This is a genomic window from Burkholderia sp. AU28863 (assembly GCF_002223195.1).
Classification (GTDB): Bacteria; Pseudomonadota; Gammaproteobacteria; order Burkholderiales; family Burkholderiaceae; genus Burkholderia; species Burkholderia sola.
The window spans coordinates 1047058-1070067 of record NZ_NKFE01000005.1; the positions used below are offsets into that span (position 1 = coordinate 1047058).

The following is a 23010-nucleotide window of genomic DNA, read 5'->3' on the forward strand; positions in this document are numbered from 1 at the left end:
GGGCGAGGCGCGCGCAAGCGGCAGGCTCGTGCGCCCTCCATTCCCATGGAACACGCGACGGCGGCCGTTTATTCCCGGCGTCGCACCGGATTCGCGACACGGCGTCCGACATTGCTCGGCCTGCAGCCAACGGAGGTTGCCGAACGCGGCCTGGAACAGGCGCCGCGGAAAATCGACGCGCAATGGAATGACGTGCGGCGCCCGGGTGTTGTCAATCAGTAGCGCGTCATCGGGTTGGCGCGCGGTTCCTGATCCCGGACCTCTTCCAGATGAACTTTCCAGACTCGCTTCAGATTCCGGCTGTATCCCATCGCCCGCTGACCGGCCGCGATCACCGGACGCTCGTGCTCGCCGCGCTCGGTGGCGCGCTCGAATTTTACGATTTCGTGATTTACGTGTTTTTCGCCGCGGTCATCGGCCAATTGTTCTTTCCGCCATCGATTCCCGACTGGCTGCGCCAGTTGCAGACGTTCGGCATTTTCGCGGCGGGTTATCTCGCGCGCCCGCTCGGCGGCGTGGTGCTCGCGCATTTCGGCGATCTGGTGGGCCGCAAGCGCATGTTCACGTTGAGCGTGATGATGATGGCGCTGCCGACGTTGGCGATGGGGCTGCTGCCGACCTATGAGTCCATCGGCATTGCCGCGCCCGTGCTGCTGCTCCTGTGCCGGCTGTTGCAGGGGGCGGCGGTAGGCGGCGAGGTGCCGGGCGCGTGGGTGTTCGTGTCCGAACATGTGCCGCCGCGCCATGTCGGCTATGCGTGCGGCCTGCTGACCGGCGGCCTGACGCTCGGCATCCTGCTTGGCTCGCTGATCGCGTCGACTATCAATCGTCATTATTCGCCGGCGGAGATCGGCGCCTATGCGTGGCGATTGCCTTTCGTCGTCGGCGGCCTGTTCGGGATAGTGTCCGCGTTGCTGCGACGCTGGCTCGACGAGACGCCCGTATTCATCGAAATGAAGCGGAGCCGGTCGCTGACCCGCGAAGTGCCGCTGAAGGCCGTGCTGCGCGATCACGGTCGGGCCGTGCTGGTATCGATGATCCTCACGTGGACGCTCACCGCCGCGATCGTCGTCGTGATCCTGATGACGCCGACCCTCGTCGCCAGGCAATTTCACATCGCGCCCGCGCTTGCGCTGCAGGCCAATTCGGCCGCGACGCTCTGCCTGGCGATCGGATGCATCGTCGCCGGTTCGATCGCGGGAAGGTTCGGTACCGGCCGCACGATCTTCGTCGGCTGCCTGATGCTCGGCGCATCGTACTGGCTGATGGCGTCGCAACTCGCCGTCGATCCGGCGTTGCTGTTGCCGCTTTATGCGCTATGCGGTTTCTGCGTCGGGGCGGTCGCGGCGATTCCGGTCGCGATGGTCCATGCGTTTCCGCCAGCCGTGCGCTTTTCCGGTATCTCGTTCTCGTACAACGTCGCCTATGCGATGTTCGGCGGTCTCACGCCGGTGTTCGTCTCGGTACTATTGAAATCGCATCCGCACGCGCCGGAACTGTACGTGGGCGTGCTGTGCATCGCGGGCGCGCTGACGGGCATCATGCTGCGGCCTGCACGGTAAGCGGCGCGCTGGGGGCAATGCGGACAGGGAGATCCGGCGGCGGCGACCGCGCGGCTGCGTGATCGTGCACATGATGCGGATCGCGACGCGCATTGCAGTGGTCGCCTCGAGATTCAGGTGAATTCGCGTCGATCAGCATACCGGGAGTCGTCTGCGCAGGCGGGCGATCGCGCCGGCCGACCGCAGCCGCGATCGCCCGATTGGACCGCAGCCCGCCAGTGCCTTACGATCCACGACATCCTCACCGTGGAGCGACCTCATGCTGTCCGAAGACGAACTGGCGCTGCTCGACGCGATCCGCGCCACCGGCAGCCTGTCGCGCGCCGCCGCGCGGCTGGGCAAGGCGCCGTCGACTGTGTCGCACGCGGCGCGCCAGCTCGAAACGCGCTTCGACGCGCTGCTGTTCGACCGTCGCGGCTACCGGCTGCAGCTCACGCCGGCCGGGCAATTGCTGGCCGACGAGGCGGCGCGGCTGGCGCTCGACGTCGCCCGGCTGACGCAGCGCGTGCGGCAGGTCGCGAGCGGCTGGGAGGGCCGGCTGTGGATCGTCAGCGACGAGGTGCTGGAGTTCGATACGCTGCTGCCGGTCGTCCGCGCGTTCGATGCGCTCGATTCGGGCGTGTCGCTGCGCTTCACGCACGAGGTGCTCGGCGGGACCTGGGAAGCGTTGCGCGACGGCCGCGCGGATCTCGTCGTCGGCGCGACCAACGAGCCGCCGGCGATTCCGGGCCTCAAGTGGTTCGAACTCGGCGCGATGGAGTGGGTGTTCGCGGTGTCGCCGCGCCATCCGCTGGCGTCCGCGAGCGGCGTGCTGACGCGCGACGCGATCGGTGCGCATCGATCGGTCGTCGTCGCCGATTCGTCGCGGCGCGCGGCCGGCCGCGCGTATGGGCTGCTTGGCGGGCAGGCGGTGCTCGCGGTGCCGTCGATGCGCGCGAAGATCCTCGCGCAGCGCGATGCGCTCGGCGTCGGCTGGGTGCCGCGCCGGCGGGTGACGTCGCTGTTCGCGCGCGGCGAACTGGTCGAGAAGCAGACGGCCGATCCGCGCGAGCCGAATCTGCTGTACGTCGCGTGGCACGACGACCGCGACGGTCGCGCGCTGCAATGGTGGCTGGAGCAATTGCGCGAGCCGCGGCTCGCGCAGCGGCTGCTCGACGGGATCGACGTGGTCGGCTGAATGCGCTGCCGCCAACATGTTCGATGTTTTCGAACATGTTCGTCGCACCGGTCGTACGGCAACGCCGCGCGGCGCGCGCATCCTGTGTTCACGGTCAACTCACCGGTTCACAGGAGAACATCATGCAACGCTTCGAAGAAAAGACGGTTCTCGTCACGGGCGGCAACAGCGGCATCGGCCTGGCGGCCGCCAAGGCATTCGCGGCCGAAGGTGCGCGGGTCATCATCACCGGGCGCGACGCCGAAACGCTGGAAGCCGCCCGCCAGACGCTCGGCGAAGGGGCGCTGGCGATTCGCAACGAAGCCGGCAGCGTCGCGTCGGCCCGCGCGCTGGCCGACGGCGATCGCCATCGCCGGCGTACGGCTCGACGCCGTGTTCGTCAACGCGGGCGTCGCGAAACTCGCGCCGTTCGCCGACAGCGACGAAGCGATGTGGGATCTCGTGTTCAACACCAACGTGAAGGGCGCGTATTTCCAGATCCAGTCGCTGGTGCCGCTGCTGAACCGCGGCGCATCGATCGTGATCAACGGCTCGATCAACGCGCATGTCGGGATGCCCGGCTCGTCGGTGTACGCGGCGAGCAAGGCGGCCGTCAATTCGTTCGCGAAGACGCTGTCGACGGAACTGCTGCCGCACGGCGTGCGCGTGAACGTGGTGAGCCCCGGGCCCGTGCAGACGCCGCTGTACGGCAAGCTCGGGCTCGATGCGGCGACGCTCGACGCGACGGCCGACAAGATCAAGGGCCTCGTGCCGATCGGCCGGTTCGGCACGCCGGACGAAATCGCGTCGACGGTGCTGCACCTGAGCGCGCCCGAATCCGCGTTCATCGTCGGCGCGGAAATCATCGCGTCGGGCGGGATGGGGCTGCTCTGAGGGGCGAGGCGGGCGGGGACCGTAGCCGGCCGATGCGGTGCCGGGCGAGCGGCACCGTCACCTGCACCTATCGGGACGCACAGGCGCCACGCGTATCGTCGCCGGTTCCCAGTTGCGTCACCGTCAACCCCGAGAACGTCGCGCGGCCCTGTTCGGCAAACACGGCCACGCGATCCGCATCGAGCGGCGGAAAGACCAGGTCCGTCAGCGCGACGCGGCCGCCGTTCGCGAACACTTCGACCGAGCCGCGATCGACGACGATTTCGAGTCGCAGTTGTCCGTGTTCGAGCGGCAGATCGACGATGTGCTCGCGGCTGAACGTGCCGGCGAAATTCGCTTCGCCGGATCGCGAGCGGTCGAGCGTCAGCGTGCGCTTCGCGGTGTCGTACACGATCCGGGTGCCGACCGACCCGTCGGCCGAATCCCGCACGATCAACCCCGCGCGCGCGGCACGCTGCGGCGAGAGCGTCACCGTGATGCGCTGGACGACGCCGCGTGTGGCGGCCGACAGCGGTCGGGTAGCGGAGTCGACCGTGACGTCGCCTTCATGCACGGCCGGCCGGCCGTCGGCCCATGCGTCGAACGCGGCGGCGGGCGCGACGACGAGGGTCGGCTCGCCGTCGATCGCCTTCAGCGACAGTTCGCGCGGCAGCGTGGTCGCGCCACGCCACGGGGTGGTCGGCACTTTTGCCGCGTAATCCCAGTTGCTCATCCACGCGATCGCGACCGGCCGGGCGCCGGGTGCGCCGGAGAACGTGCCGGCCGCGTAGAAGTCGGCGCCGTGATCGACCCAGCGGAATTGCGCGGGATCGGAGCCGGCGGGCGCGACGCGGTCGGGCGTGAACGTGCGGCCGTCGAAATCGCCAACGAAATACATGGCCCCGGACCCCCCCGCGATCGACCACGGATTCACGTTGACGATCATGACCCACTTGATTCGCTTCGGATCGCCGTCGAGCGGCAACGGTATGAGGTCCGGCATTTCCCACAGCGCGCCCGCATGCGGCACGTCCGGCAGCGTGAAATCGCTGAGGAACGACCAGTGGATCAGGTCGTCGGAACGATAGAGCTTCACGACGTGCGCATCGGCGACGACCGTCGTCATCAACCAGTAGCCGCCCGCCGCATACCACGACACTTTCGGGTCGCGAAATTCCTTCGATTCCGGATCGAGCGTCAGCACCGGGTTGTGCGCATACGGCTGCCAGGTCGTGCCCTGGTCGAGGCTGTACGCGAGCGACTGCGCCTGTATGCCCGGTGCGTGGCCCGAGCCGGGCTTGTAGACGCTCGTATAGAGCGCGACGAGCGGCGTGTGGCCCGGTGTGCCGAGGCCGGACGTGTTCAGCGTATCGGCGACGATCGAGCCGGAGAAGATTTCCTCGGTGGCGTTCGCGCGCATCGCGACCGGCTGCTCGCGCCAGTGGACGAGGTCGGTGCTGGTCGCGTGGCCCCACGACATGTTGCCCCAGTCGTTGCCGAGCGGGTTGTACTGATAGAACAGGTGATAGCGGCCGTTCGCGTAGACGAGCCCGTTCGGGTCGTTCATCCAGTTGCGCTGCGGCGTGTAGTGGAGGGCGGGCCGCCATTGCGGCGTGCCGTTGTCGGCCTGCGTGTGGCAGGGCGCGGCGACGGCCTGCGTGCAGGCCATGCAGACGAGCAGCAGCCGGACGATGCGGACGGAAAAGCGGAAAGACGTCGATTTCATGCGGTGCCGGAGGCGCTTCGTCGGACGAAGCGGGAAAGGAGGGCGCAGGCCGCCTGCAACGACGGCATGCGCAACGGTCAAAAAAAAGTCGAAGGGAAAAAGCGGAGGCGCGCACGCGGCACGCGCGATACGCGCCTCCTGAACCTCGTGCCTTTATCGACGATGGTTATTTTCGGTTGCTCAATTGGCCTGGCCGTTGCCGTCGTTGTGGCCGGCCCCCGTCGCCGGCAGGTTCGACGGGATGTCGCCGTAGCCGCCGAGGCCGCCGCGTCCATACGTGCGGTCGACCGCCGTCGACGTGCCGTTGATGTTCACCTTCACCGTCGGCGCGAGCGTGCCGCCGCGGCGCGGGCCGATCGCGTCGATGAACGACTCGACGAGCCCGCCCGGCATCACGTAGTGCGAATACGACTGGAATTCCCGCGGGTTCTGGTTCGGGTCCTGCGCATACGGTGCGCCGGCCGGTGCGGAGAAGTCGGTCGGGTTGCCGAGCACGAGGCCGCTGCCGCCGTTCAGCGGCAGGTAATCGCTGCGGATGCCGTTGCCGACGAAGCCGTACACGCCGTCCGGGCCGTCGACGCCGGCCGCCATCGTCGTGCGGTGGCTGATCGTGAACAGGTAGTACTTGCCGTCCTTCAGGTAGATCTGCGGGCGCTCGGTCTGGTCGTCGACGCAGTTCGCCGACAGGATCGGCGGCAGGAACTTCCACTCGGTCAGTTGCGGGTTCGTCGCGACCGCGAGGCCGACGTTGGCCTTTTGATACACTGCGCCCGAATTCATCACCGCGTTGAGATCTTCGCGGTTCGGATCGTTCGGTGCATAGCCGAGATCGGCCTCGGTGCAGGTGCGTGCGCCGCGCGGGCCGCCGGTATTGCCTTCGAACACCATGTAGGTCTTGCCCGGATGCGCGGGATCGGTGAACACGAACGGATCGCGGAACGAGAAGTAGGTGTTCTGCTGGCCGGTCTGGTAGTAGTTGCCGTCCGGCTGCAGCAGCGCCTTGTGATCGCCGAAGCCGGTGAACCACACGTGCTTGTCGTCGGCGTGGATGTTGCCGTCGGCGCGCGTGATGATCGCCTGCGGCGGCGTGATGTCGGCGCCGCCGGGGGCCGAGCGGTTGAACGACGTCGCGGTGTAGTAGAGGCTGACGTTGCTGCCGTTCGTGAGGCGCGCGGAGCCCGACCATTCGGCGTTGTTGGTCATCGGCGCGGTGCCGAACACCCTGGCGCTCGCGCCGTCCGGGAACAGATGGCCGCCCCAGGTCCAGCCGCCGTTCGCCGGGCGCTGCGACGCGGGGATGCCGGCGCGGCGATAGAAGAAGCCGATGCGGGCGTGGACGTGACGGTCGTCGAACGTGTAGCCCGCGTGCGGATCGGCGGTGAGCGAGAAGATCACCTCCCAGCCCTTGTAGCTGAGCTGGTTCGCGCGCAGGTCGGCCAGCGGCCAGGTGTCCCACACCCACACGTTCGAGTTGATCAGCGGGAAATCCTGCGGGATGTCCGGCATCGTCAGCGCTTGCGGCAGCGAGTTCTTGTCGGCGCCGGCGGTGTGCGATTGCGCGACGATCTGGCGGATGTCCGCGCGCGTCCAGCGCATCGTGAAGTTGCCTTCGGGATCGTAGGCTTGCTGCGTATGGGGCGTGGGCACGGGCGCGCCCGTGCCGCTGGACTGCGCGTGCGCGACGGACGCGAAGGCGGCGAGTGCGCCGCCAGCGAGCAGCAAACGTTTGGTCGTGATCGGGCGGAAAAGGGGAAAGTATGTCATCTCGTCGTTGTTTCCTTGGCAGGTGAAAATGAACGGCTGAGTGGGCATCGATGTCCAAACCGGTTTGGATGCTATTTCAAACCGGTTTGGAACGCAAAAGATATTTATTTGACGGTAATGATTACTCAATGGAAATAATTACCAGGTCGGCGCGTCCCGGGCATCGGGCGACCGGGCGGGGCGGCGAATGCGAGGAATGACGGTGAAGGTGAATCTGAAGGCGCTGTCGGATGCGCTGGGTCTGTCGCGGACGACGGTCAGCCGCGCGTTGAACGGTTACGACGACGTCAGCGAGGCGACGCGCGAGCGCGTGGCGAAGGCCGCGCGCGAAATGGGCTACGTGGCCGATCCGACCGCGCGCCGGCTGGCGACCGGCCGGGCCGACATGATCGGCATCGTCTATCCGTTCGGCGCCGGCGATCTCGGCGATCCGCGGTTCGGCGAGGTCGTCGCGGGCATCACCGAGCGGCTCGCCGAGCGAAATCTCGATTTCATCATCGCGTCCGCGCGACCGAACGCGGAACTGGACACTTATCGGCGCATCGTCGACGGCAAGCTCGTCGACGGGCTGATCGTCGCGCGCACGCGGGTCGACGATCCGCGTCTCGCGTACCTGCAAGCGAGCGCGTTTCCGTATGTCGCGTACGGCCGCACGCAGGCGGCCGGCCCGTATGCGTGGTTCGACTTCGACAACGAGGCGGGCGCGCGCGACGCGGCGCGCCGGCTGATCGGCTTCGGGCATCGGCGCATCGCGATGATCAGCGCGCCGCTGGGGCTGAATTTCGCCGCGCAGCGGCGCGCCGGCTATCTGTCGGCATTGCGCGAAGCCGGTATCGAGGCCGATCCGGCGCTGCTCGTCGAGTGCGCGTTTACGCACGACGGCGGCCAGCAGGCGGCGCGCGCGCTGCTCGCGCGCGGCGAGCCGCCGACCGCGCTGCTGGTCGACAACAACATCGCGGGCGGCGGCGCGTTTCGCGCGCTGGTCGACAGCGGGCTGCGCCTGGGCGCGGACATGTCGCTGATCGTCTATGACGGCGTGCCGCCCGATATCGCGCACCCGTATCGTGTCACGGCGGTCGTGCAGCCGACCGGGCACGCATCGGGCCGCGCGCTGGCGGAGCTGATGCTGCGGCTGCTGGACGACGGCGTGTGCGATCACCGGCTCGAAGCGCCAGTCATCGAAGCGGGGGACACGGACGGGCCTTTGCGCGGGTAATCGTCGGGAGCCGGCGCGACGGCAGCGGCCGGCTGCCGCGGGCAAACGGTGGAGGGTGGGACGGCGATGCCGGACTGCGCCCCCGTCGCAAAGGCCATGACGATGGCAGGGGCGAATACGCGTTCTTCTAGACGACCGGTCTAATTCACGGATATCATCGGTCCGGTGAATGCGGCGACGTCCCCGGCAGCTTCATGCCGCGAGACGCCGTCGTTTTATTTCGGCCGCTTCTAGACGACTGGTCTAATAGGCGTATATCGCATGCGGGTGAATGAATCGCACGTTGCCGCGCGCGGGCGGACTAACCGACAGGTGCGCCGCGTCGACGTGCGGCCCCGTTCCCCGTTCATTTTCGAAGGAGTGTCCGATCATGAAGATTCTGGTTGTCCTGACCTCGCACGACACGCTCGGCGACACCGGCAAGAAAACCGGCTTCTGGCTCGAGGAACTGGCCGCGCCGTACTACACGTTCAAGGATGCGGGCGTCGAGTTGACGCTCGCGTCGCCGAAGGGCGGCCAGCCGCCGCTCGACCCGAAGAGCAGCGATCCGACGGCCCAGACCGACGCGACGCGCCGCTTCGACGCCGATGCGGCGGCCCAGGCCGAACTCGCGTCGACGCGCAAGCTGGCCGATGTGTCGGCGGACGACTACGACGCGGTGTTCTACCCGGGCGGCCACGGCCCGCTGTGGGATCTTGCCGAGGACCTGCATTCGATCGGCCTGATCGAGCGCATGCTGGCGGCCGGCAAGCCGGTCGCCGCGGTCTGCCACGCGCCGGGCGTGCTGCGCCACGTGAAGCACCCGCAGACCGGCGAGTCGGTCGTGCGCGGCAAGCGCGCGACGGGTTTCACCAATAGCGAGGAAGCGGCCGTCGAGTTGACCGAAGTCGTGCCGTTCCTCGTCGAGGACATGCTGAAAACCAATGGCGCGGAATTCGAGCGCAGCGCCGACTGGGCGCCGCATGTCGTCACCGACGGGTTGCTGATCACCGGGCAGAACCCGGCGTCGTCGGCGCCCGCGGCCGAGGCGCTGCTCGCGAAGCTCGGCCACCGCTGAACACGGCGCCGGCTCGGCCGGCGTCTCGTCCTTGCCGTCGCCGGGCGCACCCGGCCCGCCGACGGCCCGCATCGTTGCGCCGTGCGTCGCGCACGGCGCATTCCCAGCCGTTTTGCAGAACCCAACAAAGGAGTCGTGGATGTCTGCCCTGTTCGAACCGTTCAAACTCAAGGATGTCACGCTGCGTAACCGCATCGCGGTGCCGCCGATGTGCCAGTACGTCGCCGAAGACGGCGTCGTCAACGACTGGCATCACGTGCATCTGGCCGGCATCGCGCGCGGTGGCGCGGGCCTCGTGATCGCGGAGGCGACGGCCGTGTCGCCGGAAGGCCGCATCACGCCGGGCTGCGCGGGGTTGTGGAACGACGCGCAGGCCGAAGCCTTCGCGCCGTCGGTCGCGGCGATCAAGGCGGCCGGCGCTGTGCCCGGCATCCAGATCGCGCACGCGGGCCGCAAGGCGAGCGCGAACCGCCCGTGGGAAGGCGACGACCATATCGCCGACGGCGATCCGCGCGGCTGGCAGACCATCGCGCCGTCGGCCGTGCCGTTCGGCGCGCACCTGCCGAAGGTGCCGCGCGAAATGACGCACGACGACATCGCCCGCGTGCAAGCCGACTTCGTGGCCTCCGCGCGGCGTGCGCGCGACCTCGGCTTCGAATGGCTCGAACTGCACTTCGCGCATGGCTATCTCGGCCAGAGCTTCTTCTCGGTGCATTCGAACCAGCGCACCGACGAATACGGCGGTTCGGCGGAAAACCGCGGCCGCTTCCTCGTCGACACGCTCGCGGCCGTTCGCAAGGTCTGGCCCGAGCACTTGCCACTGACCGCGCGCCTCGGCGTGATCGAATACGACGGCCGAGACGAAGAGACGCTCGCCGAGTCGATCGCGCTCACGCAGCGGATGAAGCGGGAAGGGCTCGACATGCTGAGCGTGTCGGTCGGCTTCTCGACGCCCGACGCACAGATTCCGTGGGGCCCGGCGTTCCTCGCGCCGGTCGCCGAGCGCGTGCGCCGCGAGGCCGGCTTGCCGGTGTCGTCCGCGTGGGGAATCGATACGCCGCAACTGGCGAACCGCGTGGTGGCGGAGGAGCAGCTCGATCTCGTGATGGTCGGCCGCGCACACCTGGCCGACCCGCACTGGCCGTACTACGCGGCCAAGCAGCTCGGCGTCGAGCGTCCGTCGTGGACGCTGCCCGCGCCGTACGCGCACTGGCTCGAGCGCTACCGGATCGCCGACAAGGTGGCCTGACCGGCGCGCGGCGACGCGGCGGCGGGCGGTCCGCGCATCGATCGCGCGTGCCGCCGATCCGGCGCCGATGGATAGAATGGCGGTTCGTCCGGGCCGATTGCCTGGGCGAGCCGCCATTTTTTCATTTCGACAGAGGTGCCATGGGCGCACATGTCCCGTCGTCTCCCGATTCCGCCGCGCGGCCGCGCGCCCAGCAGGTCGCCCGCGTCGCGCTGTATGCGGCGCTGCTGGTGCTCGCGCTGTGGGTGATCCGCGACTTCCTTCCCGCCATCGCATGGGCGTGCGTGATCGCCATCGCGATGTGGCCGCTGCTGAAGTGCTTCGAATCGCACCGGCTGTTCCGCAATCGGCCGACGCTGATCGCGACCGTCATCACGGCGGCGATCTCGCTGCTCGTCGTGCTGCCGGTGGCGGTCGCGACGACCCAGGCGATCGCGCAGGCGCACGACCTGCGCGAGTGGCTGCACACGATCCAGGACAACGGCATCCCGTTGCCGGACGTGATCGGCCGGTTGCCGTACGGCGCGACGCAGATCACCGAATGGTGGCAGGCCAATCTCGGCCATCCGCTGCATGCGGCCACCGCGATGCACGGCGTCAACGGCGAGAAATTCATCGCGTTCGGCCGGCAATTCGGCACGAAGCTCGCGCACGTGCTGCTCGAATTCGGTTTCATGCTCGTCACGCTGTTCGTGATCCTGCGCGCCGGCCACAAGCTGTCGGGCGCGTTGCTGCAGGGCGCGCGGCGCGCGTTCGGCCGTAACGGCGCGGAACTGATCGAGCGCATGGTCGCGGCCGTGTACGGCACTGTGACGGGACTCGTCGTCGTCGGGCTCGGCGAGGGCGCGCTGCTCGGCATCGCCTATGCGCTCGCGGGCGTGCCGCACGCGGCGCTGCTCGGGCTCGTCACGGCGGTCGCCGCGATGCTGCCGTTCTGCGCGCCGGTCGTGTTCTGCGGCGCGGCGCTCTGGCTGTTCGTGCAGGGGGCGACCATGTGGGCCGTCGTGATCGCGGTGCTCGGGTTCATCGTCGTGTTCGTCGCCGAGCACTTCGTGCGGCCGGTGCTGATCGGCGGTTCGACACGGCTGCCGTTCCTGCTCGTGCTGTTCGGCATCCTCGGCGGCGCCGAGACGTTCGGCCTGATCGGGCTGTTCGTCGGCCCCGCGCTGATGACGGTGCTGACGATGCTGTGGGCCGAATGGATCGCCTGATCGCGCATGCCGTTGCACCGGTTCGATACAACGGTGCGGTGGTGCGGATGCGCATGCGCGCACGCCGGCTGCAACGATTGATGACGATTCAGCCGGCGCGAAGGCCCGCAAACGCAGGGATCCGGATAAAGATCTCTACATTTCTTTTCGATCCGGACCCAAAGGTCGAGTAGCATGGGGCTTTCGATCACGCCGGTATGGCGCAGCAGATTTCCCGAGCATGCGATTGATTCCGATGGCCCGTCCCGCAGCGACGCTGTCCCTGGCCGCCAGCTGCCTGATGTTGCATGGCTGTGCGTGGTTCGACTCGTGGCTGCCGTTCTCGTATTCGCGCACGCCGCTTGCACGGGCCGCGTCGCGGCACGGCGCGACGCGCGCCGACGTCGTCCGCGCCGCCGGCAACCCGCGCAGCGTCTGGATGGTCCGTAACGGCGGCGGCGTCTGCTACAACTACTTCATCGAGCACGGCAACGATCACCGCGCGTACTTCGTCGTGTTCGACAAGGCCGGCGTCGTCACGCAGTCCGGCTTCGATACCTGCATGGACGCCGATCGCAAGGGCACGCTTCAGTCTGGCAAGCGCGCGTCGCGCTAGTGCGGCGGCCACGCGCGGCACGAGCCCGTCATATGGCCGTCACGCTATCGTGTCGACCACGCCGCCGTCGACGCGCAACGCCGCGCCGGTCGTGGCCGAGGCCTGCGGCGAGCATACGTACACGACCAGGTTCGCGACTTCCTCCGTCGTCGCCGGCCGCTGGATGATCGAACTCGCGCGTTCGCTGCGTACGAACTCCACGGCAATGTCGTCGATGCTGCGGCCCGTTTCGTCGGCCTGCGCCTTCAGCATCTCGCGCACGCCTTCCGACATCGTCGGCCCCGGCAGCACCGAATTGACGGTCACGCGGGTGCCGGCCGCGAGCTTCGCGAGGCCGCGCGCGATCGACAGCTGCGCGGTTTTCGTGAACCCGTAATGAATCATGTCGACGGGGATGTTCAGGCCCGATTCCGACGAAATGAACACGACGCGCCCGGCATTGCGTTCGATCATCCCTTTCAGGTAATGCCGCGCCAGCCGCACGCCGGACATCACGTTGATCTGGAAAAAATGTTCCCATTCGGCGTCGTCGATGTCGAAGAACGCCTTCAGGCCGTAGATGCCCGCATTGTTGACGAGAATGTCGGCGTTCGGCGTGTGCTGCGTGACGCGCGCGACGCCGGCCGCGTCGGACAGGTCGGCGGCGACGCCGTCGAAGCTTGCGCCGGGCACGGCGTCGCGCAGTTTCCCGAGCGCGGACTGCACCGACGCGTCGCTGCGGCCGTTGACGACGACGTGTGCGCCGGCGCGCGCGAGTCCTTCAGCGATCGCGAAGCCGATGCCGGCGGTGGAAGCGGTGACGACCGCGGTCTTGCCTTTCAGATCGATCTGCATGTGTGTACCGGTTGGAAGAGAAAGCGGAACCCGCCGCGTGTGCCGCGGCGGCCGAATTCAAAGCTTAGGCGATCCAGCCGCGAAGCGTCGGCTCGCTGTTGCGCGGCGCCGCACAGTCTTGTACGGTGAGCGTTCGCCGTTCGAACCGGGAGCCCGCCGCGTGAGCCGTACCGCCAACCGATCCGCCGTATCGTCGCCATTCTGGCGCGATACCGCGCTGCCGTTCATCGAGGCGCGTACCGTCGACGACGGGCGCGCGATCTGCTATGCGAAGCACACGCACGACACGTTTTCGGTGGGCGCGATCGTCGGCGGCACGAGCACGTACGTGAACGGCGCGACGCACGCGCACGTCGGGCGCGGCGTGCTCGTGATCATCGATCCGGAGCAGGTCCACGCATGCAATCCGTACGGTCCCGATGCGTGGGCGTACCGGATGGTCTATGTCGACGTGCCATGGCTCGCGCGGCTGCAACATTCGCTCGGTCGCGATCCGAATCGCGATTTTCACGGGTTTTCGCCGAAGTTGACCGAGCGCGGCGATCTGTTCGCGCAATTTGACGGCTTCTACCGCACGCTGGTGTCGCCCGGCATCGATGCGCTCGGCAAGGAGAGCGCGGCGGTCGAATTCTTCGCGGCGCTGCACGGCGCGCTCGATCGCGAACTGCCCGAGCCGCGGCCGGGAGACGACAACGTGAAGCTCGCGCGCGCGGCCGACTACATCGCCGCCCATTGCCGCGAGGCCGTCACGCTCGATGCGATCTGCGCGGCGGCCGACCTGTCGCCGTCGTACCTGATCCGCGCGTTCAATGCGCGTTACGGGATGACGCCGCATGCGTTCCTGATCGATCGGCGCGTGCAATACGGCCGCACCGAGTTGCGCCGCGGCCGGCCGATCGCCGAAGTCGCGCTCGACGCAGGCTTTGCGGACCAGGCGCATTTCCAGCGTGCATTCCGGCGAATCGCGGCCGCGACGCCGGGGCAGTACCGCAGCGCCAGGCGCTGAACGCGACGGCGGCTACACGTCGAGCAGAAACAGCGCGCTCCCCGCGAGCAGCAGCGCCATCAGCCGGTTGAACACGCGCATGCGCCGCGCGTTCGCGAGCCGGTGCCGCAGCGACGCGCCCGCATAACCCCAGGATGCGATCGACGCGAAGCAGATCACCAGATACAGCGCGGCGAACTGCCAGACCTGCGCGCGGTCGCCGTCGGATGCATACGCGCCCATCGCGGCCACGCACGCGAGCCACGCCTTCGGATTGAGCCACTGCATCGCCGCGCCGGCCGCCGCCGACGGGCCGGCCGCGTCCGGATCGGCCGCCAGCCGGCCGTCGTCGAGCGCGAGCCGCAGCGCCATGTATAGCAGGAACGCGATTCCCGACCACTGCGTGGCCGTCGTCAGCACGGGCCAGCGCGCGAGCGCCGCGTGCAGGCCGAGGCCGATCAGCAGGAACAGCGCGACGAAGCCGAGCGTCGCGCCGGCCGCGTAGCGCAGGCTCGCGCCAAGGCCGTGGCGCGCGCCCGCGCTGAGCGCGACGATGTTGACGGGACCGGGGGTGATCGACGAGGCGAGCGCGAACGCGGCCATCGAAACCAGCATGCTCATCAGGTGTCTCCATGCGACATGTTGAAAGTCGCATCGAGACTACGGGCGCCGCGTCGGCCCGTATTGAAGAAAACTGCCGTCGGCGGTGCGGTCGGTATTACGTCACGCTGAACCGCGCGAGGCGCTCACGGGCCGACCGAAAGCGACACGACGCAGGCGCTGCCGCCGACGCCATCGAGTCCCACTTCACGGATGGGCGGGCGTCGCCAGTGCATCGAACGCGTCGGCTTCCGGAAGCCGGCGCCACGACTCCGGGCCGGCGTCGATTTCTTCGACCGTCAGCAGGCACGCATCGAGATCGCGGCGCAACAGGACGTGATCGATCGACTGCCCGATGAACACGATTTCCTGTCGGCAATCGCCTGTCGGCTCTTCCCATTTCTTCAGCACACCCTCGCGACGATAGTCGTCGTGCGGCCAGTCCGACGGTGGCGTAAACCGCCACCATCGGCCGACGTAACCCCACTGGAACGTGTCGCCGGCCTGCACGAGCAGGGCGGTTTCGGCATATCGGTGCGCAGCCCACACATAGCCCTTGCAGCGAAGCAGTCGGCCGTTGGTCCAGGGGCGACGCAGCCATGCGAGCAGCCGCGCCGGATGAAACGGCGCACGTTCGCGATAGACCCACGACGCGATCCCGTACGCATCCGATTCCGACGGGCGTTCGTCGGCCTGCATGCGTTGCATCCATCCCGGCGATTCGGCGAGCGCCGGTAGATCGAAGCGCCGCGTATCCAGCACGTCCGACGGATCGACCTTGCCGTGCTGCATCGGCAGGATTCGCGCCGATGGATTCAGTGACGCCAGAATTGCGCGCAGCCGCTCGAAACCCGCGTGGCCGATCCGGTCGAGTCGGCTCACGAGGATCACGTTCGCATATTCGACTTGTTCGATCAGCAGGTCCGACAGCTTGCGCGGCGGATCGGCATCGTTGCCGTTCGCGAGCGGGGCGTCGCGCGTGACCGGTTCGGTCGACGCGATCATGTCCTCGAACGTCTCGCCGTTGACCACCGTGACGAGCGTGTCCAGCCGCGCGAGTTCGCTGAGGCTGAAACCGTCCCGGTCGAGAAACGCGAACGTCTCCGCCACCGGCATCGGCTCCGAAATGCCGGTCGACTCGATCAGCAGATAATCGAAGCGATGCTGCCGCGCCAGCGTGCTGATCTGCTCGAGCAGATCGGCGCGCAGCGTGCAGCAGATGCAGCCGTTGCTCATTTCGACGAGTTCGTCCTCGCCTCGATGCAGCTCGACGTTGCGCCGCACGTCGTCGGCGTCGACGTTCACCTCGCTCATGTCGTTGACGATCACGGCGACCTTCAGGCCGGCGCGATTGCGCAGGATATGGTTCAGCAACGTCGTCTTCCCCGCGCCGAGGAAGCCGGACAGCACGGTGACCGGAATCCTCGGCGGCGGGGCGGCCGGCACGTGTCGATTCGCCGGCGTCGTCATGCGCTCTGCGCGGACGCGCGATCCAGGTAGCCTTCGAACAGGTCGACCACGACATAGCCGTCGTCGGCGGCATCGCCCCACAGATCCTTCACGCGGAACTCGACGTGATAGGTCGGCTGATGCGCGGCGCTGGTGTCGCCGTGGCCGATCGCATCCGGGAACGGCCACGATTCGGTCGTCCGGTGCAGCACGACACCTTCCTTGCCGCGAACGTAGCCGGGCGCGCGGATGTGCCCGCTGACGTGTTCGTCGCGAACCACGACGCGATCGCCGACCTCGAACCGCGTCGAGTCGGGCGGGGCCGCCCGGCCGCCGGATCGCGGCGGGTTCGCGAGCCGGAAGTGCGAACCGAGCGCGCGGTCGAGTTCGTCCTGCGTGAGCACGCCGGTTTCGACGAGCAATGTCGCGGTCGCGATCACGTAGCGCTCGTAGTAGCGCGTGCCGGCGTGCTGGCGCACGTCGATGCGTTCGACTGCGTGACGTACCTCGTCGACGCTGAATTTTTTCAGTTGATCCACGCCGACGAACATCAGGCTGTATGCGAGATGCTCCCAGTCTTCCTTGAAGACCGGTTTGTAGCCGAGACTGTTGATCGTATGCGGCACCGGGCCGAAACCCTGGAATCCGCCGAGGTCGTGAAAGCCGTCCATATAAGATCTCCGAATTGAAGGTCGAGAGCGAAACGTGGTGCGCGTCAGTGCGCGCGCGGCAGCGCCACGCCGATCAGCACGTCCTTCGTGACGAGCGTGCGCAGTTGTTCCTCGGTCATGTGCTCGCTGCCGGCCGGCCGCACGGGCAGCACGAGATAGCGGCTTTCAGCGGTCGTATCCCAGACCTTCACGACGACGTCGTCGGGCAGGTCGGTGCCGAGCTCCCGCAGCACCGTGCGTCCTTCGCGGACGAGCCGCGCACGATATTCGAAGCCCTTGTACCACTCGGGCGGCAGCCCGAGCACCGGCCAGTTCGTGCATGAGCACAGGCTGCAGACGATCACGTTCTTCAGCGTCGGCGTGTCTTCGAGCGCGACGATGTATTCGCCCTGCGGGCCGGTGTAGCCGAACTGCGCGCACGCGGCCGTGCCGTCCTTCAGCAGAAGTTCGCGAAACGCCGGATCGACCCACGCGCGCGCGACGATGCGCGCGCCGTTGGCCGGATCCCAGGTCGTGGACATCAGCTCGGTCAGACCTTCGATATAGCCGTCGGGGATCAGGTTCTTCTCTTTCATCACGCGAAACAGCGCCCAGGCGCGTTCGCCGGGCGTCGAGGCTGTTTCCTCGGAAGGAATCGTGTTCATCGTGGGGCTCCTTGTCGTAGTTCGGGGCGACCGCCGCCACGACGTTGCGACTGCCGTGGCGGGGGATGGGCGCGTCATGTCGGTCACGCTCGACGAGCAGGGTAAGAAGAGAAAAAACGCGGTTCTTTGCCGGCACGGATCGGAAACTATGCCGAGACGGCCCCGTTGCGCGGCAGGCGCCGATGCGCAACGGATACGCGGCGATTCGCAACGATTCGCGGCATCGACCGCGCGCCCGGCACGAAACGGCGGCCGCCGGCGCACGTTTTGCGCCCGCTGCAGGACGCTGGCGGAGGAGGCCCGCCACAGCCAATTTCTTGTTCCGCCGGAAAACAGAAATGCGGATTTTGCCTTTCTATTCTCACCCTCAAGCGACGGCCGTTCGATGTCGCGAATCGTCGGCACTCCCTCGAGTACCGGCGGAACAACAGTCAGCCAGCACCCCGCGATTCCACGCTCCGGCAACGGTCTCCATTGGTCGTACGTCGAGCGTGGCGGTGTCTGCGCATCCAGGTGAGGAGCATGATGGACAACGTCAACAGAATGAAACTGAAGCGAATCGCGCGGTGGATCGGCCTGTCGCTGATGGTCGTCGCATCGCATTACGCGGGCGCGGTCGAGGTCGATCCCGGCGACTACGAGCAGTATCCGGTTGGCGCGACGATCGGCGTGCTGTACTACAACTATTCCGCGACGAACGCGTACTACGCGAATGGCCACCGGACGTCGGATTTCGACCTGCAGTCCAATGTCGGCATCGCCCGCCTGCTGCATGTGTTCCAGCTCACCGACAGGCTCACGATCGATCCGCAGGTGTTGCTGCCGTTCGGTCACATCAGCAGCTTCGGCAGCGCTGGCGCGCTTGGCAGTACGAACGGTGTCGGCGACGTGATCCTGACCACGCCGTTGAAATTCCGGCTGAACGAAGCGAAGGACGTCGTCGCCGCGACGGTCTACGTTTACGCGCCGACCGGAAGTTACGACCAGAACCGTGGGCTCAATCTCGGCGCCAACCGCTGGTCGCTCGATTTCCAGGCAGCCTACGTCAAGCACTTTTCGCCGCAGTGGGCACTCGATCTCGTCGGCGACGCGATCTGGTACGGCAACAACACGTCGTACGGCGCGAGCGGTGCGACGCTGCATCAGCGGATGAGCTACAGCGCCCAGGCGATGGTGCGTTACATGCCCGATCCGGGCACGTCGCTCGGTATCGGCATCACCCAGCTCTGGGGCGGCGAAACCAGCGTCGACGGCGCGGACAACAACGACGCGCTGCGCACGACGCGCCTGCGGATCACCGCGGCGAAGTTCGTGACGAAGGCCGACCAGGTGCAAATCCAGCTCGGCACCGACCTGAGCGTGCGCAACGGCCCGAAGAACAGCGTGCTCGCCGGCCTGCGTTACGCGCACATCTTCTGACGGTCCGCATGCGCCGGGATATGGCCGGTGCATGTCGTTCGTTGCGCCCACGTCGAACCCTCGACACCCGATTCCCTTTCCAGAGAGGTCATGCATGGAATCCGCCATCGACAAACACCTGATCTGCCCGCGGAAGTTGTCACGCCGCGTCGCCGACGATTACCAGCCGCCGTTCCCGATGTACGTCGCCCGTGCCGCCGAAGACCTGAGCCAGGTCGTGATGGGCTATTTCGGCGTGCAGTATCGCGGCGCCGACAAGCGCGCGGCGGCGCTGGCCGCGTTGCGCCGGATCGTCGCCGATTTCGGCGGGCAGGACGGCCCGAACAATTTCGACCTGACGCAGCACACCGACGACGAGGACCACGAGAACCTGATTGCCGTCGGCTACTGGCGCGATCCGGCCGCGTATGCGCGCTGGATTGCGTCGCCGGCGCTCGTCGAATGGTGGACCTCCGACGCACGCCTCGCGGACGGGATCGGCTACTTCAGGGAAATCGTCGCGCCGCGCGCCGAGCAGTTCGAGACGCTTTACGCATTTACGAGCGATTTCCCCGGCGTCGGCGCGATCATGGACGGCGTCAGCGGCGAGATCGAGGAGCACGGCTACTGGGGATCGATGCGCGACCGGTTCCCGATCTCGCAGACGGACTGGATGAACGCGAACGGCGAGTTGCGCATCGTCGACGGCGATCCGGCTCGCGGCGGCCGCGTGGTCGTACTGGCACACGACAACATCGCGCTGATTCGGTCCGGTCAGGACTGGCGCGCCGCGGAGACTGACGAGCGCCGACTGTATCTGGAGGAGATCGAGCCGACGCTGCGCAGCGGAATGGAGTTCCTGCGCGACAACGGCAAGGACGTCGGCTGCTACAGCAACCGCTACGTGCGCTCGATCGATCTCGACGGCAACGAGCTCGACGAGAGTTACAACATCGGCCACTGGCGCTCGCTCGACCGCCTCGAGCGGTGGGCCGAATCTCACCCGACGCACCTGCGGATCTTCGTCACGTTCTTCCGCGTCGTCACCGGGCTGTCGAAACTGCGGCTGTATCACGAGGTTTCCGTCTTCGACGCAAAGCATCAGGTCTACGAATACGTGAACTGTCATCCGCGCACCGGGCTGATGCGCGACGCCGTCGCCGTCGCGCGATGAATCCCGCCGGCGCCGCCCAGGCTCGCGGCGCCGCTTACCGAACTGGAGAACGTCGATGGCCATCAAACGCCCGACCCGCGAACAACTGTCCGACATTGCAGCCGGCTTCGGCTTTCATGTCGATTCCCGCCAACTCGCCGAATACGACGATGCGCTGCAGGCGAACTTCGACGCGTACGACGCGATCGACGCGCTGCCCGACCATCTGCCCGTCGTCGCGTATCCGCGCACGCCCGGCTACCGCCCGGAAGGCGACGAGAACCGTTACGGCGCATGGGCGCGCAAGAGCACGATCCATGGCGCCGCCGACGGCAAGCTGCGTGGCAAGACGGTGGCCGTGAAAGACAACATCTGCGTCGCCGGTGTGCCGATGCGCAATGGCGCGAGCACGTTCGAGGGCTACGTGCCCGATATCGACGCGACCGTCGTCACGCGGGTGCTCGACGCCGGCGCGACGATCGCCGGCAAGGCGACCTGCGAGTACTACTGTTTTTCCGGCGGCTCGCACACGAGCGCGTCGGGGCCGGTGCACAATCCGCGTAAGGCCGGATATTCGTCAGGCGGCTCGTCGTCCGGCAGCGGTGCGCTGGTCGCGAGCGGCGAGGTCGACATGGCGCTCGGCGGCGACCAGGGCGGCTCGGTGAGAATCCCGTCCGCTTATTGCGGCATCTACGGAATGAAGCCGACGCATGGGCTCGTGCCGTACACCGGCGCGATGCCGATCGAGGCGACCGTCGATCATCTCGGGCCGATGACGGGCAGCGTGCTCGACAACGCGCTGCTGCTCGACGTCATCGCGGGCGACGACGGGCTCGATCCGCGCCAACGGATGTTGCCGCCGCGCGCCGATTATCTCGGCGCGATCCGCGACGGCATCGCGGGCCTGCGGATCGGCATTCTGCGCGAGGCGTTCGGACTCGCGAATTCGGAGAGCGTGGTCGACGAGGCCGTGCGGGTCGCCGCGCTCCGGTTGCGCAAGTTGGGCGCGAGCGTCGACGAAGTGTCGGTGCCGCTGCATGCGGCCGGCACCGCGATCTGGCTGCCGATTGCGGCCGAGGGTGCGACGCAGCAGATGATGAAGGGCAACAGCCACGGCTTCAACTGGGGCGGCCTGTACGTGACCGGCATGATCGATCATCACGCGGGCTGGCGCGAGCGCGCCGACGAGCTGCCGGATACCGTGAAGGTGACGATGCTGCTCGGCGAATATTTCACGAGCCGGTATCGCGGGCGCTACTACGCGAAGTGCCAGAACCTGGCGCGACGCTTGCGAGCGGATTACGACGCGGCGCTGCAATCGTATGACGTATTGCTAATGCCGACCGTCCCGATGCGCGCGTCGGAACTGCCGAAGCCCGGCTGTGCGATGTCCGAGTCGTTGACGCGGGCGTTCGAGATGCTCGCGAATACCGCGCCGTTCGACGTGTCCGGGCATCCGGCCATGTCGCTGCCGTGCGGGGTGGCCGACGATCTGCCGATCGGGCTGCAACTGGTCGGGCGCCGCTTCGACGAGGCGACGCTCTACCGCTGCGCCTATGCGTATGAACAGTCTTCCGACTGGCGTCAGACGACGTTCGCGTGACATGCGGCGCGGCAGCGCATCGCCGCCGCGCCGCATGTCGGTCCGACCGGCAACGCGGCTTGCACGGTTGCCGATTGGACAAGGCGCTTTTGAACGGGCACGCTACCGGCTGCATGTTGGCTAAACGATGTGGGGCACGACCATGACGATGCGTCCTTTTCCGCGCGCCGCGAGCGGCGACGCGCCCGGCCCGGCGGCCGACGACAGTCCGCCGGACCAATGGACGAATTCGGCGATCGAGGTGGCGACCGACGGCTCGGTCAGCCAGCGTATCGAGTTTTGGCGCGAGACGATTCTGCGTTTGTTCGCGGACGTGCAGATCGCGGCCGTGCAGAAAGCCGATTTCTTCGGCCAAGTGCGGCAGCGCAAATGCGAAAAGATGCGGATCTCGGAAATCTACGCCAGCGAGCAGGCCGTGATCCGGCGCTATCGCCAGGCGCGCAGCGAGTATGAGGACAAGTATTTCGGCGTATTGATGCTCGAGGGCAGCCAATCGGTCGAGCAGGACGGCAAGATCGTCACGCTGCACCCCGGGGATTTCGCGATCTACGACGCGACCCGGCCTCACCACCTGCAGTTCGGCCAGTCGTGGCGCGAGATCGTCGTCAGCATTCCGCGCGCGACGCTGAACCAGCTCGTCGTCGGGATGGAGCACCGCACGGCCTGCCCGACGCATACCGGGCAGGGCGTCGGCAGCGTCATGCGTGCGTTTCTCGAGCAGATGTCGTCGCAGATCGGCAGCGTGACCGAGGACGAGATGCGGCAGTTGTCGGATACCGCGATCTCGCTGATCGCGATGACCCTCGGGGGCATGCAGCGCAACGACCTCGCGCAATCGAGGATGAAGACGTTGACGCTGACGCGGGTGAAGCGGCATCTGCTCGAGCACCTGCACGATCCGGAGCTGAGCCCGATGATGATCGAGCGGTCGATCGGGATTTCGTCGCGGTACATCAACAAGCTGTTCGAGGCCGAAAACACGTCGCTGATGCGTTACGTATTGAACCTGCGACTCGAGCGGTGCGCGCAGGATCTCGCGAATCCGCAATGCGCGGTGCTGCGCGTGTCCGACATCGCGTTGCGCTGGGGATTCAACGACATGTCGCATTTCAGTCGCGTGTTTCGCGAGCGGTTCGCGATGTCGCCGCGGGCGTGGCGCGAGCAGGGCGGCAAGCCGCGCGCGTAACGCGTCGTCCTGGGCCGCGTTCGCGGCAGGCAAGCGCCGATCGGAAGCGGCTGGACGTCGACGGGCGTGGCCGCCGTG

Annotated in this window: 19 protein-coding genes and 1 pseudogene; 13 read left to right on the plus strand and 7 right to left on the minus strand. The window is 67.3% G+C overall.

Annotated features, from left to right (window positions below; all coding sequences use genetic code 11):
• The first annotated feature begins 269 nt into the window (after nucleotides 1-269).
• The 3 genes and pseudogenes from CFB81_RS21210 (at nucleotide 270) to CFB81_RS21220 (ending at nucleotide 3612) form a co-directional block, all read left to right on the plus strand.
• On the plus strand, nucleotides 270-1562 hold the full coding sequence (locus CFB81_RS21210) for an MFS transporter (protein ID WP_089436409.1): 1293 nt from the start codon (nucleotides 270-272) through the stop codon (nucleotides 1560-1562).
• Between the two features lie 259 nt (nucleotides 1563-1821).
• Entirely contained in the window at nucleotides 1822-2739 is a 918-nt protein-coding gene (locus CFB81_RS21215; RefSeq protein ID WP_089436410.1) for a LysR family transcriptional regulator, read from the plus strand.
• Nucleotides 2740-2861: 122 nt separating this feature from the next.
• Nucleotides 2862-3612, plus strand: a pseudogene (locus CFB81_RS21220) (SDR family oxidoreductase).
• Nucleotides 3613-3679: 67 nt separating this feature from the next.
• Here CFB81_RS21220 and CFB81_RS21225 read toward each other — a convergent pair.
• Both CFB81_RS21225 and CFB81_RS21230 read right to left on the minus strand, forming a co-directional pair.
• Complete coding sequence (locus CFB81_RS21225; protein WP_089436411.1) at nucleotides 3680-5317, minus strand: glycoside hydrolase family 32 protein; 1638 nt, start codon at nucleotides 5315-5317, stop codon at nucleotides 3680-3682.
• A gap of 180 nt (nucleotides 5318-5497) precedes the next feature.
• A complete protein-coding gene (locus CFB81_RS21230; RefSeq protein WP_069616470.1) occupies nucleotides 5498-7081 on the minus strand; it encodes a glycoside hydrolase family 68 protein in 1584 nt (527 codons plus the stop codon).
• 187 nt (nucleotides 7082-7268) lie between these two features.
• Between CFB81_RS21230 and CFB81_RS21235 the strand changes: the two genes are divergently transcribed.
• The 5 genes from CFB81_RS21235 to CFB81_RS21255 all read left to right on the plus strand — a co-directional run bounded on the left by CFB81_RS21235 (nucleotide 7269) and on the right by CFB81_RS21255 (nucleotide 12409).
• Nucleotides 7269-8297, plus strand: coding sequence for a substrate-binding domain-containing protein (locus tag CFB81_RS21235; protein ID WP_089436412.1), 1029 nt, complete (start codon nucleotides 7269-7271; stop codon nucleotides 8295-8297).
• 370 nt (nucleotides 8298-8667) lie between these two features.
• A complete protein-coding gene (locus tag CFB81_RS21240) occupies nucleotides 8668-9354 on the plus strand; it encodes a type 1 glutamine amidotransferase domain-containing protein (protein ID WP_089436413.1) in 687 nt (228 codons plus the stop codon).
• Between the two features lie 139 nt (nucleotides 9355-9493).
• Nucleotides 9494-10603, plus strand: coding sequence for an NADH:flavin oxidoreductase/NADH oxidase (locus CFB81_RS21245; protein ID WP_089436414.1), 1110 nt, complete (start codon nucleotides 9494-9496; stop codon nucleotides 10601-10603).
• A 140-nt stretch (nucleotides 10604-10743) separates the two neighbouring features.
• Nucleotides 10744-11814, plus strand: a complete 1071-nt coding sequence (locus CFB81_RS21250; RefSeq protein ID WP_089436415.1) for an AI-2E family transporter — start codon at nucleotides 10744-10746, stop codon at nucleotides 11812-11814.
• A 220-nt stretch (nucleotides 11815-12034) separates the two neighbouring features.
• Nucleotides 12035-12409 carry a hypothetical protein gene (locus CFB81_RS21255; RefSeq protein ID WP_069616475.1) on the plus strand — a complete coding sequence of 125 codons (375 nt, stop codon included), beginning with the start codon at nucleotides 12035-12037 and terminating at the stop codon, nucleotides 12407-12409.
• Between the two features lie 39 nt (nucleotides 12410-12448).
• Here CFB81_RS21255 and CFB81_RS21260 read toward each other — a convergent pair whose 3' ends face one another.
• Entirely contained in the window at nucleotides 12449-13243 is a 795-nt protein-coding gene (locus CFB81_RS21260; RefSeq protein WP_089436416.1) for an SDR family NAD(P)-dependent oxidoreductase, read from the minus strand.
• A 160-nt stretch (nucleotides 13244-13403) separates the two neighbouring features.
• Here CFB81_RS21260 and CFB81_RS21265 point away from each other — a divergent pair, with 160 nt between their 5' ends.
• On the plus strand, nucleotides 13404-14249 hold the full coding sequence (locus CFB81_RS21265) for an AraC family transcriptional regulator (protein ID WP_089436417.1): 846 nt from the start codon (nucleotides 13404-13406) through the stop codon (nucleotides 14247-14249).
• A gap of 12 nt (nucleotides 14250-14261) precedes the next feature.
• Here the strand turns inward: CFB81_RS21265 and CFB81_RS21270 are convergent, their stop codons facing one another.
• The 4 genes from CFB81_RS21270 to nthA form a co-directional block, all read right to left on the minus strand.
• Nucleotides 14262-14849 carry a LysE family translocator gene (locus CFB81_RS21270; protein WP_089436418.1) on the minus strand — a complete coding sequence of 196 codons (588 nt, stop codon included), beginning with the start codon at nucleotides 14847-14849 and terminating at the stop codon, nucleotides 14262-14264.
• A 186-nt stretch (nucleotides 14850-15035) separates the two neighbouring features.
• The gene (locus CFB81_RS21275) at nucleotides 15036-16298 is read right to left on the minus strand and encodes a GTP-binding protein (protein ID WP_089436419.1); all 1263 of its coding nucleotides are present in this window, start codon (nucleotides 16296-16298) and stop codon (nucleotides 15036-15038) included.
• Complete coding sequence (gene nthB, locus CFB81_RS21280) at nucleotides 16295-16948, minus strand: nitrile hydratase subunit beta (protein WP_089436420.1); 654 nt, start codon at nucleotides 16946-16948, stop codon at nucleotides 16295-16297. Before nthB ends, CFB81_RS21275 begins: the two co-directional genes overlap by 4 nt.
• A 44-nt stretch (nucleotides 16949-16992) precedes the next feature.
• The gene (nthA, locus tag CFB81_RS21285; RefSeq protein WP_069616481.1) at nucleotides 16993-17592 is read right to left on the minus strand and encodes a nitrile hydratase subunit alpha; all 600 of its coding nucleotides are present in this window, start codon (nucleotides 17590-17592) and stop codon (nucleotides 16993-16995) included.
• Nucleotides 17593-18114: 522 nt separating this feature from the next.
• Here nthA and CFB81_RS21290 point away from each other — a divergent pair.
• The 4 genes from CFB81_RS21290 (at nucleotide 18115) to CFB81_RS21305 (ending at nucleotide 22932) form a co-directional block, all read left to right on the plus strand.
• Nucleotides 18115-19011, plus strand: coding sequence for a transporter (locus CFB81_RS21290; RefSeq protein WP_089436421.1), 897 nt, complete (start codon nucleotides 18115-18117; stop codon nucleotides 19009-19011).
• A gap of 94 nt (nucleotides 19012-19105) precedes the next feature.
• Nucleotides 19106-20164, plus strand: a complete 1059-nt coding sequence (locus CFB81_RS21295; protein WP_089436422.1) for a phenylacetaldoxime dehydratase family protein — start codon at nucleotides 19106-19108, stop codon at nucleotides 20162-20164.
• A gap of 55 nt (nucleotides 20165-20219) precedes the next feature.
• Nucleotides 20220-21746: an amidase gene (locus tag CFB81_RS21300; protein WP_069616484.1), complete on the plus strand. Its 1527-nt coding sequence runs from the start codon at nucleotides 20220-20222 to the stop codon at nucleotides 21744-21746.
• A gap of 142 nt (nucleotides 21747-21888) precedes the next feature.
• Nucleotides 21889-22932 carry a helix-turn-helix domain-containing protein gene (locus CFB81_RS21305; RefSeq protein ID WP_069616485.1) on the plus strand — a complete coding sequence of 348 codons (1044 nt, stop codon included), beginning with the start codon at nucleotides 21889-21891 and terminating at the stop codon, nucleotides 22930-22932.
• Nucleotides 22933-23010 lie beyond the last annotated feature (78 nt).